This window comes from Nitrospinaceae bacterium (assembly GCA_018669005.1).
In the GTDB taxonomy this organism is placed as follows: Bacteria; UBA8248; UBA8248; order UBA8248; family UBA8248; genus UBA8248.
Genome location: JABJAL010000021.1, coordinates 1 through 15,319, shown reverse-complemented (window position 1 = coordinate 15,319; position 15,319 = coordinate 1). Strand labels below are relative to the sequence as shown.

The window sequence follows — 15,319 nt, the reverse complement described above, 5'->3', positions numbered from 1 at the left end:
CCCGCCGCTGTGCCGAGGAAGATTTCATCGGCGTTCATAATCCCTGCGCACATGACGTTGACCAAAATATTCCCGTTGTAGCAGGGGTGAAAATGTGTCTCCCCGCCCACGGTGGGAACGCCGATGCAGTTGCCGTAGCCCGCTATGCCGGAGACGACGCCGTTCACGAGGTAGGGGGTTCGTTCATGGTCCGGGGCGCCGAAGTGGAGGCTGTCGAGAAGCGCAATGGGGCGTGCGCCCATGGTGAAGATGTCCCGGAGGATGCCGCCCACGCCGGTTGCTGCGCCCTGGTAGGGCTCGATGAAGGAGGGATGGTTGTGGCTCTCCATCTTGAAGGCGACGGCGAGGCCGTCTCCGATATCCACGACGCCGGCATTCTCGCCAGGGCCCTGAAGAACGCGGGGGCCGGTGGTGGGGAATTTTTTGAGGTGAACCCGGCTGCTCTTGTAGGAGCAGTGCTCGTTCCACATGGCCGAGAAGATGCCAAGCTCGGTCATGGTGGGTTTTCTGTCCAGCGCCTTGAGGATGTGCTCCCACTCCGCCTCGGTGAGGCCGTGCTCCAGCGCGATGGTGAGGTGGGTTTCCATCTCTTTCACCGGAGGGGTCATGACACCGCCGCGGTGAGGGCCGAGGAGAATAGGCGAAGTCCGTCATCGCTGCCAAAGGCGCTCTCGCAGGCTCGCTCGGGGTGGGGCATCAAACCGACGACGTTTCCCTCCCGATTGCATATCCCGGCGATGCTCGATTTTGAGCCGTTTGGATTGCTGGCGGGCGTAAGGGCGCCCTCTGCATCGCAGTACCTGAAGACAATTTGCTCGTTGTCCTCAAGTATGGCGAGCGTCTTCTCGTCGCAAAAATAATTCCCATCGCCGTGCGCAATCGGCATCTGGAGTCTCTCGCCCACCTCGATGTCTCGGGTAAACGGTGTGCGCGAGGTCTCACAACGTACGTGAACATTCTCGCAAATAAAGCGAAGGGAGGTGTTTCGGTGCAAGGCGCCGGGGAGAAGACCTGATTCGGCCAGAATTTGAAAACCGTTGCAGATGCCGATGACGGGCCGGCCCCCGGCCGCATGGGCGGCGACGGCTTTCATGATGGGGGAGAAGCGCGAAATGGCGCCCGCGCGCAGATGGTCGCCATAGCTGAAGCCGCCGGGGACGATGACGACGTCGGCGCCCTTGAGATCGGTATCCTTGTGCCACAGGAGGGCGGCGGGATGGCCGAGGACGCTGCTCACCGCATGGTGGCAGTCATGATCGCAGTTCGAGCCTGGAAAAACGATTACGGCAAAGCGCATCAGGTCCCCGGTGCGGGCGGGTCGGAGTGGTCAGCGTCGCCGGGCAGCTCCACCCGGTAGTTTTCAATGACAGGGTTGGCGAGAAGCTCGGCGCACATTTTTTCGGCCTCGGCCCTCAGCTCCTCGGGCGGCGCGTCCTCAAGCTCTATTTCGATGTATTTTCCCACGCGAACATCGTTGACATTCCCGAAGCCCAGAGATGTGAGCGCACCTTTGACAGCCAACCCCTGCGGGTCGAGTACGCCGCTTTTGTATGTGATGTAGACGAGAGCTTTTGCCACCCTGGCTCCGGATGGTTAGTTCGATCACTGCCCGCATCAAACTGGGCGGAGGGCAGCGGCGAAATTAATTAGCGATGATTTTTTCTGTTTTTCGTGCCTCAGGAGGTTACCAGGCGCTCAACTTCAGCGTAGGTGGCCTCGATGTTCCCTAGGTCACGGCGGAAACGGTCTTTGTCCATTTTACGGCCAGTGCCTTTCTCCCACAGTCTGCACCCATCGGGGGTAATCTCGTCGGCGAGAAGCATTTTGCCGCCCTCGGCGGGGCAGCGGCCAAACTCCAGTTTGAAATCAACGAGGTCTATATTTCGGGAGCCGAAAAACTCGATGAGTATCTGGTTCACCTTGAGGGCGTACTCGCGTGCCTCGGCTATTTCCTCGCGGGTGCCCAACTCGAAGGCAGAAACCGTATCCTCGTTGATAAGCGGATCGTCGAGCGCGTCATCTTTAAGATGTAAGTCAATGATCGGATGAGGGAGTTTCGTGCCCTCCTCGACGCCCATGCGCTTGGCCAGGCTTCCGGCAACAATATTGCGAAGCACGATCTCGACCATGATGATGTCGCATCGCTTCACGAGCATCTCGCGCTCGGAGAGATTTTTTACGAAATGCGTGGGGATGCCCTTGGCCTCGACTTCCTGAAACAAGCGCGTGGAAATCTTGTTGTTGAATAGGCCTTTGGACTCAATGGACCCGAGTTTTTTTGCGTTGAACGCGCTAGCGTCATCCTTGAAAAACTGGATGAGATAGGCCGGGTCGTCTGTTTCGTAGAGTATCTTGGCTTTGCCCTCGTAAAGCTGGTCTCTTTTTTCCATTGTCATCACTCCATTGCGAGGCGTTTAGTGGGGCCCCAAAAGAGGGGGAATCCTACCATATGGCGCGCCGAAAAGATCACTTCAAATTGGATCCAAAAACACGTTCAAAGATTGCGTTAATATTCTTGAAATGCTCGTCTTGATCGAAGCAACGAGCGAGCGTCTCCTCTCCGAGAACGCCCCCTACGTCAGGGTTAGTGGTCAATTTCGCCCGGAAATCACTTTTGTCGGCCCAGGCTTCCATGGCAGGGCCTTGGACTCGCCCGTAGGCCTCCTCACGTGTGAGTCCCGTTCCGATTAGGGCCAGCATAACGTGCTCGCTACACAGTAGATCTCCTGAGCGAGCAAGATTTTCTTTCATGCGCTCAGGATATATGACCCATTTATCCATAAGGTTATCGAGCTTATTAATCATGTAATCGACAAGAATCACGCTGTCGGGAACGATAATGCGCTCGACCGACGAATGAGAGATATCGCGCTCATGCCACAGCGGGACGTTCTGAAGGGCCGCCATCGCATTTGACTGCACAAGACGGCTTAGGCCACTCAATTGCTCAGAGACGACCGGATTTCGCTTATGAGGCATGGCCGAGCTTCCCTTTTGGCCCGGGCTGAAGTATTCCTCTGCCTCGCCTACTTCGGTGCGCTGAAGGTGGCGAACCTCGGTGGCCACGCGAGCAATGCTGGCGGCAATCAGGGCGAGGGCCGTCATGTATTCTGCGTGGCGGTCTCGCTGGATGATTTGGGAGCTAACCGGGTCCACCTGGAGCCCCAGGCGGCGGCAGATTGCCTCCTCGACATCGGGTGCGATGTGGGGGCAGACGCCTACGGCACCCGAAATCTGACCGACACGGATCCCTTCTCTGGCGTTCCTCATTCGCACCTCGGCGCGCTCGAACTCGGTGAACCAACCAGCGATTTTGAGACCCAGCGTTGTTGGCTCGGCGTGCATGCCGTGAGAGCGGCCTGCGATGATGGTGCGCTGATGCTCAAGGGCGCGGCGGCGGAGGGTGTCCAGTAAATTTGAAATACCCTCGATGATAAGCCCGCCAGCCGAGACAAGCTGCAGCGCCATGCCGGTGTCGAGGACATCGCTGCTTGTGAGTCCGAGATGAATATAACGGGAGGCGGGCCCCACGTTTTCGGCGACGTTCGTTAGGAAGGCGATAACGTCATGCTTCGTCACCCGCTCAATCTCGCGGATTCGCTCGGGGTCGAAGGCGGATTTCGATTTTATGGCATCGAGCGCTTCTGCCGGTATTTCGCCGCGCGCGGCAAGTTCCTCGCAGACGGCAATTTCGACATCCAGCATGCGCTGGAGCTTTTCTTTCTCTTCCCAAATCTTCCCCATCTCAGGGCGGGTATAGCGCGGGATCAAGGCGCTTCCTCCAGGTTTCCGGCACTTGGCACGATTTGCCCGGCCGGGCCGTACAGTGGCGTTGGCTCGACCTGGGTCGCCACGCAAAGCGCGGCTGATGATGGTTGGCTAAGAAGGCTCGATGCGCCGGTGAGGGCCCCTCGTGCCTCCTGGACGATGACTTCTGTTTCGTTGTTCTCTTGGCTTATGTGGGCGCATATCACCCACTCCAGATCGTGGGAGGCGACCTCATCAAGGAGGCCTGCGGCATCAACGTTGCTCAGATGGCCCAGTTTTCCCCTGATCCGTTGTTTCACTGTCCAGGGGTAGGGTCCATCCATCAGCATGGCGACATCGTGGTTGAATTCGAGTACGAGACCGTTGAGCCCCCTCAAGTGCGAACGAATTAGCTGGGTGGGAAAGCCAATATCCGTTGCCAGGCCCACCCGGTAGCCCTGGCCTGATTTGAGCGTAAGGCCGAACGGGTCGGCCGCGTCGTGTGGAATACTGAAAGGTGATAGTTCGACATCAGCGATGGTAAAGGGAACGCCGATTTCGATGGGGACCCAGTGGGGAAGGGCCCCAAGGTTCTGTTTCCCCGCCTCGAGGGTCGCCTCGTTTGTCCATACCGGCAGGTTAAAGCGCCGGGCGAGGGGTCCTACGCCCCGGATGTGGTCGGAGTGCTCGTGGGTCAGGACGACGCCCTGCAAATCGTTTGGCGAGATTCCCTTAAGCGCCAAGCGAGCTGTGATTTCCCGGGCGCTAAGTCCGGCGTCAACTAGAAAAGATGAATCGCCAGAGCGCACCAGCACCGAGTTGCCCCGGCTCCCGCTTCCGAGAAGAGCAATTTCCAAGGGTATACATTCCTTCGTGGGCGAAGGGTGTGTCCAGTTCTGTTTTTTTTAATCGAGTTTGAATCTACTGACCCTCAGTCCCCCTGCGGGGTCAGCACTTTCTTCAACCGCTCCCAATAAAGCTTGGCTCCATCCTCAAGAGAGGTGAAAGGAGTCGTATAGCCGCTACGATTTAGTTTGTCCATCTTCGCCTCGGTGAAATATTGGTACCGAGAGCGAATATTGGGGGGCGTGTCGATAAATTTTATTTTGGGCTCACGTCCCATCGCGGCAAAGGCCGCATTCGTCAGGTCGAGAAAGGTCCTGGCTTGGCCGGTCCCTAGGTTGTATATGCCATCAGGAAGGCCCTTTCGCCAAGCGTGCACGAGCACTTTCACCACATCCTCGACGTAAATAAAATCACGGCTCTGGTGGCCGTCGGCAACCCCTTGTTTATGTGAGCGGAACAGGGACACCTCGCCTCGCTCCAGGATTTGCACGAATGCTTGATAGAACACGCTGGACATCTTTTCCTTGTGTGCCTCGCCGAATCCGTAGACGTTGAAGAATCGAAACCCGGCCCAGGTGGGCGGTCGGTTTTCGATATTCTCGCCAAGGGCCCAGATGTCGAATCGGTGTTTCGAGTCTCCGTAGGGGTTGAGTGGCTCATATTCTTCGGGATGAGTTTCGTCGTCGTATCCACTGGAGCCGTCGCCGTAGATGGCGGCGCTGCTCGCGTAGAGGAAAGGGATTTTTCGTCGCGTGGCGATTTCCCAGAGCCTGCGCGTGTAGGCGGTATTCACTTTTTCGAGAAAACCCTCGTCATACTCGGTTGTATCTGTGCAGGCACCGAGGTGGAGGATTCCCGAGATTTCATTAGAGTCGGGGCCATCGAGCCAATCGGGCAGGTCATTCATGCCGATGATTCGATGGGGCGGGGCACCTTGATAAAGCGAGGCGATCTCGGCGCGCGCCTCGAAATGGTGTGTTTCGTCCACGGCTATGACCTGTGTGCCATCCCGAGCGATCCGGGACGCCAGGCGGGCCCCTATGAAGCCAGCCGCGCCGGTGACGATTACGGGTGCAGCATGGTTGACCGTTGAATTCATGCCGGAGTGTTGTCCTGTTTGTAGCGCTCGATAATCGTGTTCACGATGCTTGTGGTTGAGACGCCATCAACGAAAGGCAGAACCTCCAGGCGGCCGCCATAGGACTCGACCAAATCTCGCCCGACTACTTCATCCGGCGTGTAGTCTCCGCCCTTTACGAGAATATCCGGCCTGAGGGTTTCAAGTAATTTTTTGGGCGTATCTTCCGAGAAGAAGACGATGAAATCGACGCATTCAAGGGCACTCATGAGTTGTGCCCTTTGTTTTTCCTCTATGAGGGGCCGCCCCTCACCCTTTAATTTGCGTACCGAGGCGTCGTCGTTGAGGCCGATGACCAGAAGGTCGCCCAGGTTTTTGGCTTGCTGGAGGTATTGGATATGTCCGACATGAAGCAGGTCGAAGCAGCCGTTCGTGAAGACGACTTTGCGGCCCTTGGCGCGCTCCATTTCAAGATGCCTGCCAAGCTCCTCGCGGGAGAGGATTTTGTTTCGTCCCCCCGAGGACATGGCGGACTCTATCTCAAGGGCGCTCACGGGTGCGGTGCCAACTTTGCCAACGACGATGCCTGCCCCCGTGTTGGCGATCTCGGCTGCGCTGACGGGTGATTCGCCCTGAAAAAGGGCGAGGGAGAAAAGGGCTGCCGCCGTGTCGCCAGCGCCGGTTACATCATAGACCTCAAGGGCATTTGCGGGCTCGTTCGAGAGGCGACCGTTTTTTCCAAACAGAGTCATGCCGCCGGCACCACGTGTGATGAGAATGTACTGGGTTCCCAATTGCTCGAAAAGGGAATGGGCGGCGCTATCAATGGCCTCCTCGGTGTCGAGGCGCATGCCGGTGGCGAGGGCGACCTCGCTTAAATTAGGGGTGATGGCTGTTACGCCTTTGTATTTAGAGTAGTTACCGCCTTTTGGGTCGGTGATGATCGAGATATTCGCCCTGCCTGCGGCATCGACCACCTTGCTCATGAGCCCGGGCGAGAGCGTGCCCTTGAGGTAGTCCGAGCAAATGACTCCCGCCGCGCCCTCGATAGCTTCTGTGAGGTTGGCTAAAAGCGGTCCTTCTAATTCTCCTGGTTGCGGGTTGTCATCCTCGCGGTCTAAGCGAAGGATCTGCTGGCCTCTGCCTATGAAGCGGGTTTTTGTAACAGTGGGTCTGCCCGGTATTCTAGTGACGTATCGTGTATCGATGCCTGCCACTCTGGTGAGCTCTTCGAAACGATCAGCATCGGCATCCTCACCGATCAGACCCATTAAGCGAACCGGGCAGCCCAAGGTGGAAAGATTATGTGCAACATTGGCCGCCCCGCCGAGAACCTGTTCCTCCCGCTCCCATTTGAGGACCTGGACAGGTGCCTCGGGAGAGATTCTTTCGACTTCTCCCCAAATATAGCGATCCAGAATGAGATCGCCGATTACGAGGATATCCTGGCACCCTTCTGCAAGTCTTGAAATAGTACCACTCACGTTTTTGGGCCCTCGCAAAATAAATCGTCGATTTTGTGACAAATATAGTGAATTGCCGCCTCGTGTGCTTCTTGGATGAAATCGGTTTCCTCAGAGGGGACAATAGCCACAATATCTGCCACTTCTGCCACAAGTCCACCCGATTTGCCGGTCATGACAGCAGAGCGAATTCCTAATTCCTTTGCTTTTTTAAGGGTTAAAACAACATTTGGAGAATTTCCACTTGTGGTCAATCCCAAGGCTAAATCTTCTTGGCTCGCGTGAGCTTCCAATTGGCGGGAGAAGGTTCTGCTATAGTCATAATCGTTTCCAATCGCAGTCAAGGCGCTCGTATCCACCGTAAGTGAAATAGCGGGAAGTGGACGGCGCTCCCTAAGGAAGCGGCCTGTTAACTCACCTGAAAAATGAGTAGCTAGTGCGGCGCTGCCGCCATTGCCGAAAACCAAAATTTTTCCCCCACGCTGAAGGGAATCCAGCGTACTTTCCGATATCGCCTCAATGTTGGCAGTAAAGTCGCTGTCGGAGAGGATGCTGAATTTTTTGGCACGATCAGCCATGAACTCGCGAGCGGAAAAATTCAAGAAGCACCTCGTAGGTTATACAACCGAATAAATTTGGTTTGAGCGGGATGCGAGTGAAAGGCGGTCACCTATTAGCAATTTAGCTGATTTTTATTCTACAATTCAAGGTGCTCACATTTTCGCATCGTAACTATAGAATCCCTGCCGACCAACGATAACGTGGTCAAGAAGGGAAATTCCCAGAATTTCCCTGTTTCCCGGAGCTTAGTCGTTAGCGCGTTATCTTCGGGAGAAGGCAATGGATCCCCACTGGGATGATTATGGCTACATACGATTGCCGTAGATTTTTCTCTCACCGCAGCGTTAAATACTTCGCGTGGGTCAACGGATGTGCTCAAAAGGGTTCTCCGTGCGACCATGATATCGCGCTTGAGGCGGTGTTTCGTATCGAGCATGAGAACGTGAAATTCTTCATAAGAAAGGTGTCCAAGGCCGGGTAAAAATATTTATAAACATCATTACCACAATGAAATTCTGGTTTGTCTGCTCCCTCGTCTCTCTCGTCCCTTCGTGAAATTTCGATGGCAGCCTTGATTTGAGTAGCTTTGGCTAGGCCTATGCCTTTGAGTTTCGACAGTTCAGGGATTGATGCCTGTTCAATGCCTGAAAATCCACCGAAGCGGGTGATTAATTGAATCGCTAGGTCGAGGGCGGATACTCCCTGATCTCCTGTCCTAAGTATAATTGCTAAAAGCTGGGCATCGCTCAGCGTTTCAGCGCCCTTTTCGAGAAGTCTTTCCCTTGGGCGCTCAGAATCGGGTCAATACCTGATCTAGCGTCTGAACATCAAGCAGTGCTCTCCTCTCCACGGTCAAGGCGCTGGCGGAAATCCTCTATGGTATAGCGCAAACCTTCATCGAGCGGCACTTTGGGCTCCCAGTTTAAAATCTGTCTTGCTCTGCTAATGTCGGGTTTACGAATTTTAGGGTCATCCGTAGGAAGTGAATGGAATTCAATAGGAGCGGAGGTGCCTGTGATTTCACGAATGCACTCGGCCAACTCAAGGATTGTCATCTCGGTGGGGTTGCCGAGATTTACTGGTTCATGAAAATCGCTATTCATCAATCGGATAAGACCGTCAATAAGATCTGAGATATAGCCAAAACTTCGAGTCTGGGTGCCATCCCCGAAGATGGTAAGTGGCTCACCACGAAGAGCTTGGCATAGAAACGCGGGGATAGCTCGGCCATCCATCAAGCGCATACGCGGGCCGTAAGTGTTAAATATTCGGACTATATGGATATCAAGGCCATGAAAGCGATGATAGGCCATCGCCATGGCTTCAGCGAAACGTTTTCCCTCATCATATACTCCTCGTGGGCCAATGGGGTTGACGTTTCCCCAGTAACTCTCAGGTTGGGGGTGTACTTCAGGATCCCCGTAGACTTCGGATGTTGATGCGAGGAGGAATTTTGCGTTTTTCGCGAGCGCCAATCCAAGGGCATTGTGTGTTCCAAGAGCGCCAACCTTAAGAGTGGGTATGGGGTACTTTAGGTAGTCGATTGGGCTGGCGGGGCTAGCCATGTGGTAAATGGCGTCCACGGGACCTTCGACGAGAATATGTTCACTCACATTACGATCAATAAGTGAGAAAAGATCTCCATGACGCTTGGACAATTCTTCTGTGTGTGGTCGCCTTCCAGTGAGGAAGTTATCTATACATACGACCTCATTTCCTTGAGTAAGGAGCGTTTCGCATAAATGTGAGCCAATGAAACCAGCACCTCCTGTTACAACAATTCTCACTTAATGCCCTTTCCCGAGGGGTGTCAATGATCAATGTAATTGCAAGGACCTACCGCTCAAGTTCTATTCTAGGTTTGCGAAATAAATGTGAAAAACAGGTTCCTTGGCAATTATATTCGATTGTAATAGATACTCCAGTATTCTCCTGTAGTTCATACGAGTGTTCAATTCAAACTATAAAGTCATAGCTCATGGTTCGTTGAAATTATAGGGGGTGAGGGCACCACGCCCGAAAAAACGCCCTTTTTTGCTGACAAGACGGCTGCGCTTAAATGTGGGGGCTTGTTCCCCTTCGAAAAGTCCCCGGAGGATAAAGGTGAAAAAGACTTCGCTCGTATCCTGTGTGTCGGTGAGCGTTAGGTTGAAGCCCCAACAACATCCCCTATAGCGAAGGATTACGCTTTGCTCCAGTGTGGTGTTTTCGAATTTGTTGATTCGGGTGAGGTATTCGGCGAACCATTGCCGTGTAATCCCATAGCCAGCGGAAAAATTGATGTCACTTTGCCCCTCTCGTGGAGCTGTGATTCCATTTCTTTGGCGACCCCAAGTTCGGTCAAGACCCAGATACCAATTTCTTCCGCCGTCGATGAGTAGGCCCGAGGAATGTTCGTCAACCTCGCCTTCATAAACATTATAAGTGGTCTCATGTCTGAATTGAAGCATCGGAATTGGGTTCGACTGGATATTCAAGGTTAGGTTACCGAAAGGTCGCCTTGGCTCTGTGCTTAATCTTTGCTCCCGTCTGGCTTCGGCGATATCTGCAGTCTGTTGTAGTTTGGCTGTTAATAATTGACGGGTTTCGTAACCATCTCCTTTTTTTAATTTCGTTAGGATTCGATTGACGATTCCATACTGAATCGTATTTTGGTCTTCAAAGCTGTCCACTTCGTCAATCGGGATAATCAGTTTTCGATCATTCGAATCCATTGTCGGGGTATATGAGTATTGAGTTTCAAAAGAAAAGATGTGTTTGAAATCCCTAAACGGACCAATTTCACCATTGTATACCTTGCTGTATCGGGGGCCTACGACATTGAGCGAGGAGAACCACATTTCCCGGGCCAAGGGAGAGGTTTCTTGTTCATTGCGACCGGGATTATCGTTGACGTCGCCGCCCTTTTTTTGATCGGTCCAGTAGGTGTATCTGAGTCCGAAATTTGACGTGACGCCCAACCAGGGTACCGTCTGGATTGGCATCGATATAGTTGGTTTGGCATCTACACGCTGGAGAGTGGTTGTTTTGTCGTCTTCGACTCGATAAAAAGAAACGGCCGAGGAATTGAGGCTGTACCTGAAAACACTAGTGCCGACTTCGGCCTGATTAATGTCAAGGGATAGTTCGGGAAACTTTTGAAACAACTGGCCATTGTTTTCACGGATTCCCTCTTTGCGTCTCATGGCGAGGGAAATTTGGCCTGGAATATCCTTGAGGTCTTTGGTGAAAGTCAGGCGGGTGTCCGTGTCCTGACGAACACGCTCATCAAGACCCTCCTCAAGAGAGCGGTCTAGTTTTCTCCTGGAGGCTTGTTCAATTACTGCCTTGAATTCGCTGTTGTCATTAGGGAATCGAGTGATGTGTAAAGCGTTAATATCCCATAACGTTGTTTTCTCTCTTGAGTCTTTGAATATATTTCCCTGAATCTGTCCCGTAGTATTATCGCTGAGGTTGTAGCGATATTCCCCGAGAAGGCGTGTTCCTCGGCGCGTATAACGGTCGATTCCGAACGTGGCGTCCGACCATCTGTTGATGGCCCAAAAAAATCGGGGAGAAACTTGCATTCCGTTCTTGTTTCCGTAGCCGAGGCCGGGCATCAAAAAACCAGTCGTTCGCTTGGTTTTGATGGGAAGGATGGCATAGGGAAGGGCGGCGGCCGGGATGCCAGAAAGAGTTATCAAAGGTGCTTGGAGGTGAGCATATCCTTCTACCTGGAAAGTAGCTTTTTTTGTGACAAAGGCCCAGTCTGGTTTGTCTCCCTCGCAGGTGGTGAAAGTTCCGTTGATTACTTCATAGCGGTCCTCGGCGATTCGGCGAATAACGTTGCCCGTTATGTAATAGGTGGCTCCGATATATCCCCGGGCGTCGTGGATAACTACCTTTTCACTGTCAAGATTGAAATCGATACGGCTTCCTACGATGCGGTCGTTTTCCGTCTGGAAAATAATATTTCCAGTGGCAACGGCATCCCGGGTCTCGGTTTGGACCTCAATATGGTCGGCTTGTACCCGCTTGCCAAGATATCTTAAGTCGGCAAACCCTCGTCCGATGACACGTTTTCGCTCCCTGTCTTCCAATAGTTCATCGGCCGAAACAGCAGCGGCGGCCTTGGGGTCACGTAAAAACTTTAGTTCCTCTTTGCCTGAAGTATCTGGGTTGCGAGGGGTGAAACCGGGAGATGCCTGAGGAGAGGGAGTATTTTCCTGGCCAATCGCCGGGGCGAGAAAAAATAATAGACTAAAACAGGTTAGCCAAATGGGAAGACCTTTGCGAATGAAAAAGGAGCATTTATTCAATAATAAAAAGCCGCGCATTGTTCTTATAAACCATTTATGGATGGAGAGTAGGACAATGAGAGGCGGAAAAAATACCCACCGACTTATTTTACATTACGGTAGGGATGAGCGAATTATGCCCCCTTCAGACGAAGATGACAACGGAAAACCTAGCTATTGGGATTCGTTGATAATCGTTTCTGATGGGGCTGGGGTAAATTTTGCATTGCGATAGCGTCTGACGTAAAGAATTGGCCCGGATGCCGTATATGCAGCCATGACCAGGAAAGCAACAACCTGGGGAATAGCCGCTGCGACGAAGAGAGCTAAAACTGCACCAACGAGTACGCGGAAGGGTCTCTGAAGACGTCCCCCAAGATCCTTGAAACTTGTATATCGAACCGTGCTGACCATTAAAAAAGCCAGAAGATAGGCCAGGAATGCAAGGATGTATGCTGGTACGGCATTGAGAAGCGTGGGAGGGGTGAGTGTATCAAAGCTGTAATGTTCTGCTAGGAAAACCCATGATGCTAAGACGCCTGCGGCGGCCGGGGTGGGTAGTCCTCGGAAATCGGCTGTCGGGCCCAATGATTGTGTAAATACATTGAAACGTGCCAGCCGAAGCGCCGAGCAAGCTGCAAAGATAAAGGCTGCCAGCCAACCGATTCGACCGAACGGGGCCAGTGACCAATTGTAGACGAGTATCGCTGGAGCAATACCGAAAGCGCCAAAATCGCATAAAGAGTCATATTGAAGGCCAAATGGGCTTGATGTTTTGGTTAGGCGGGCGACAGACCCATCTAGGCCGTCAAATACGATCGATATGAGTATAGCAAGGGAAGCCCACCAAAAATCCATCTGAATAGCGGCAATAATGGCATAGAAGCCAGCGAAAAGGCTCCCTGTGGTAAATAAATTAGGGAGAAGGAAAATGCCACGCTTGAGCCGGGGACGTCGGCGGCGCTTCCGTTTGCGCTTCCCACGCTCGATTTGAGTACGAATTTTGTCTTTAAGGTGATCTTGCAATTACGGTTTCTCCTCCGCGGACTCGCTCCCCGATTGAGACCGAGACATTATAGCCGGGCGGCAAATGGAGGTCCGTGCGGGAGCCGAACTGAATAAGTCCAAAGCGCTCACCCAGGGAAACTGTATCACCCTCACCACGCCAGCAAACAATACGACGTGCGATAAGCCCCGCAATTTGAACTACTCGGAAATTCTCTCCCGAATCACTCAAAATGTCGATAGCGTTTTGCTCGTTGGCCTCGGCAGCATTTTTATTGAAAGCAGCCAAGAACTGGCCCGGTTTGTATTTCGTCTCCTGGATAGTGCCCGCCACGGGGGAGCGATTGATGTGGACATCGTAAACGGCGAGAAATATGCCGACCATTATTCCGCCATTTTCAGTATCTTCTATGGCAATCACCTTGCCGTCGGCTGGAGAGGCGACGATGCCTGTCTCAGAGGGAGGAATACGTTTGGGGTCCCTGAAAAATGCAGCGACGCATAGCGCAAATAGAAAATAAAAAATCGCCCAGCTCGTTCCGCCTAGAAGTGTGGAAATGAGCCCTAAGACAAGAAGGCCAATGGTATAGCCCCATCCTTCTCGTGCGACAGGGAAACGGTGATTAGAAGGCTGTCGGGACATAGTCAGTTTTTTGTGCTTTTTAAAGTTTTGGCGCCACGGCTCAGCGCGACCTTGCCTGTGCGTGCGATTTCTTTGATGCCATGTGGACGCAAAAGCTCCAGTATGGCGTGAATCTTTCCTTCATCTCCGGTGACTTCGATGGTCAGGGATTCGACGGAAATATCGATTGTGCGAGCCCGGAATATTTCGACGATTTGAAGTACTTCAGAGCGTTTCTCTTTTGGTGCTGTTACTTTGATGAGAACGAGTTCGCGTTCTGCTGTCTCGGTTTCGTCCATCTCAAGTACTTTGATCGTGTCTATTAATTTGCTGAGTTGTTTTCGAATTTGCTCAAGTATCTGGACATCGCCGCTCGTTACCAATGTAATTCGGGAAACACTAGGATCTTGGGTCACACCGACGCAGAGGCTGTCGATGTTGTAGCCTCGTGCACTGAAAAGACTCGCGACCTTAGCAAGGACGCCGAATTTGTTTTCGACAAGCACTGCAAATGTGTGTGTTTTTTCTGCGCCGTTATTTGACATCAGGCAAGTGGCTCCCAATCTTCTGACATGCCATCAAAGGGAAGAGCAATCATTCCCGTACGCGCCATGTTGGATATCCCATATTTCTCGAGGGCCTTGATTAGTATCCTCGTCCTGTGGTCGTTGCCGCTCGCCTCCAGGGTGACGCTGGAATCTGATATGTTGACGATGCTGGCTCCGAAGGCATTGGCAATTTGTAAGACCTCTGCGCGCCTTTCAGAGTCGGCTGCGACAGTGGCGAGTACAAGTTCACGTGTAACGGAGCGATTGTAGCTGAGCTTGTTTACCTCGCGCACATCGTAAAGCTTGCGCAACTGTCGGGTAATCTGCTCAAGTTTATCCTCTTCTCCAAATGCGACAATCATGATACGCGTTACTTCTTCATCTTCCGTCGGTCCGGCCGCAATACTTTCAATGTTGTAGCCGCGGCGTGCGAAAAGACCTGAAACATGTGAAAGGACTCCCGCATGGTTATTTACAAGGATTGAAAATACTTGTCTCATGTTAATTTTTCCGCATCTTTGGGCCCGAGTTGCATTTCATCGTTTCCAGCGCCGGACGGGACCATCGGCCAGACGTTCTCTTCTTGATTTACATGGAAATTCATCACGACCGGACCGTCGATCTCAGCCGCTTGCTCAAGCGTACTCCTAACTTGGTCTACGTCCTTAATGTCGAATCCCCGAACACCATATCCCTCTGCGATTTTCGCGAAGTTCGGATTCGTTGGGTAGTGTACATGTGAGTAACGCTTGTCAAAGAAAAGTTCTTGCCACTGCCGTACCATCCCAAGATAGGTATTATTTAGAATCGCAATCTTGACGGGAATGTTGTAGGTGGCCGCCGTCGCCAGTTCAACAAGGCTCATCGAGAAGCTGCCGTCCCCATCGATTAGCCAAGTTTCCTTGTCCGGTCTACCTGCATTAGCGCCTATTGCCGCCGGGAGGCCGAATCCCATCGTCCCCAATCCACCGGAGGAGACCCACGAGTTCGGTTCGTTGAATTTTATAAATTGTGCGGCCCACATTTGGTGTTGCCCGACACCTGAAACGTAGATGCCATTGCCGCCTGAAACTTCCTGGATTTGCTCGATGACATACTGTGGCTTGATGGAGCCGTCCCAGTCGTACTGAAGAGGATAATCACGCTTCCATGATTCAACCTTGGTGAGCCAT

The 15,319-nt window shown here is 52.8% G+C and carries 17 protein-coding genes; all 17 read right to left on the bottom strand.

Annotated features, from left to right (window positions below; translation table 11 throughout):
* On the bottom strand, positions 1-608 hold a 608-nt coding region (locus HOJ95_03040; GenBank protein MBT6393660.1), incomplete at its 3' end, for a phosphoribosylformylglycinamidine synthase II.
* Positions 605-1,297, bottom strand: coding sequence for a phosphoribosylformylglycinamidine synthase subunit PurQ (purQ, locus tag HOJ95_03035; protein MBT6393659.1), 693 nt, complete (start codon positions 1,295-1,297; stop codon positions 605-607). The genes HOJ95_03040 and purQ, both read right to left, overlap by 4 nt.
* Positions 1,297-1,578, bottom strand: a complete 282-nt coding sequence (gene purS / locus HOJ95_03030) for a phosphoribosylformylglycinamidine synthase subunit PurS (GenBank protein MBT6393658.1) — start codon at positions 1,576-1,578, stop codon at positions 1,297-1,299. Before purS ends, purQ begins: the two co-directional genes overlap by 1 nt.
* Before the next feature lie 98 nt (positions 1,579-1,676).
* Positions 1,677-2,390, bottom strand: coding sequence for a phosphoribosylaminoimidazolesuccinocarboxamide synthase (locus tag HOJ95_03025; protein MBT6393657.1), 714 nt, complete (start codon positions 2,388-2,390; stop codon positions 1,677-1,679).
* A gap of 76 nt (positions 2,391-2,466) precedes the next feature.
* On the bottom strand, positions 2,467-3,771 hold the full coding sequence (locus HOJ95_03020; GenBank protein ID MBT6393656.1) for an adenylosuccinate lyase: 1,305 nt from the start codon (positions 3,769-3,771) through the stop codon (positions 2,467-2,469).
* Positions 3,768-4,604 carry an MBL fold metallo-hydrolase gene (locus HOJ95_03015; protein MBT6393655.1) on the bottom strand — a complete coding sequence of 279 codons (837 nt, stop codon included), beginning with the start codon at positions 4,602-4,604 and terminating at the stop codon, positions 3,768-3,770. Before HOJ95_03015 ends, HOJ95_03020 begins: the two co-directional genes overlap by 4 nt.
* 74 nt (positions 4,605-4,678) lie before the next feature.
* A complete protein-coding gene (rfaD, locus tag HOJ95_03010) occupies positions 4,679-5,692 on the bottom strand; it encodes an ADP-glyceromanno-heptose 6-epimerase (GenBank protein MBT6393654.1) in 1,014 nt (337 codons plus the stop codon).
* Positions 5,689-7,155, bottom strand: a complete 1,467-nt coding sequence (gene rfaE1 / locus HOJ95_03005) for a D-glycero-beta-D-manno-heptose-7-phosphate kinase (GenBank protein MBT6393653.1) — start codon at positions 7,153-7,155, stop codon at positions 5,689-5,691. Before rfaE1 ends, rfaD begins: the two co-directional genes overlap by 4 nt.
* Positions 7,152-7,736 (bottom strand): SIS domain-containing protein, encoded by a 585-nt coding sequence (locus tag HOJ95_03000; protein MBT6393652.1) that lies wholly within the window; start codon positions 7,734-7,736, stop codon positions 7,152-7,154. Before HOJ95_03000 ends, rfaE1 begins: the two co-directional genes overlap by 4 nt.
* A gap of 95 nt (positions 7,737-7,831) precedes the next feature.
* Positions 7,832-8,131: a JAB domain-containing protein gene (locus HOJ95_02995; protein ID MBT6393651.1), complete on the bottom strand. Its 300-nt coding sequence runs from the start codon at positions 8,129-8,131 to the stop codon at positions 7,832-7,834.
* A 391-nt stretch (positions 8,132-8,522) separates the two neighbouring features.
* Positions 8,523-9,482 carry an SDR family oxidoreductase gene (locus HOJ95_02990; protein MBT6393650.1) on the bottom strand — a complete coding sequence of 320 codons (960 nt, stop codon included), beginning with the start codon at positions 9,480-9,482 and terminating at the stop codon, positions 8,523-8,525.
* 189 nt (positions 9,483-9,671) lie between these two features.
* Positions 9,672-12,011, bottom strand: coding sequence for an LPS-assembly protein LptD (locus HOJ95_02985; protein ID MBT6393649.1), 2,340 nt, complete (start codon positions 12,009-12,011; stop codon positions 9,672-9,674).
* 135 nt (positions 12,012-12,146) lie between these two features.
* The gene (gene pssA, locus HOJ95_02980; protein ID MBT6393648.1) at positions 12,147-12,962 is read right to left on the bottom strand and encodes a CDP-diacylglycerol--serine O-phosphatidyltransferase; all 816 of its coding nucleotides are present in this window, start codon (positions 12,960-12,962) and stop codon (positions 12,147-12,149) included.
* Positions 12,963-12,981: 19 nt separating this feature from the next.
* On the bottom strand, positions 12,982-13,620 hold the full coding sequence (locus HOJ95_02975; GenBank protein ID MBT6393647.1) for a phosphatidylserine decarboxylase family protein: 639 nt from the start codon (positions 13,618-13,620) through the stop codon (positions 12,982-12,984).
* A 2-nt stretch (positions 13,621-13,622) separates the two neighbouring features.
* Positions 13,623-14,144 (bottom strand): acetolactate synthase small subunit, encoded by a 522-nt coding sequence (gene ilvN, locus HOJ95_02970; GenBank protein ID MBT6393646.1) that lies wholly within the window; start codon positions 14,142-14,144, stop codon positions 13,623-13,625.
* Positions 14,144-14,647, bottom strand: coding sequence for an acetolactate synthase small subunit (gene ilvN / locus HOJ95_02965; GenBank protein ID MBT6393645.1), 504 nt, complete (start codon positions 14,645-14,647; stop codon positions 14,144-14,146). The genes ilvN (HOJ95_02970) and ilvN (HOJ95_02965) overlap by 1 nt, the downstream gene beginning before the upstream one ends.
* Positions 14,644-15,319, bottom strand: a 676-nt coding sequence (locus tag HOJ95_02960) for an acetolactate synthase large subunit (protein MBT6393644.1), incomplete at its 5' end; no start/stop codon positions are given. The genes ilvN (HOJ95_02965) and HOJ95_02960, both read right to left, overlap by 4 nt.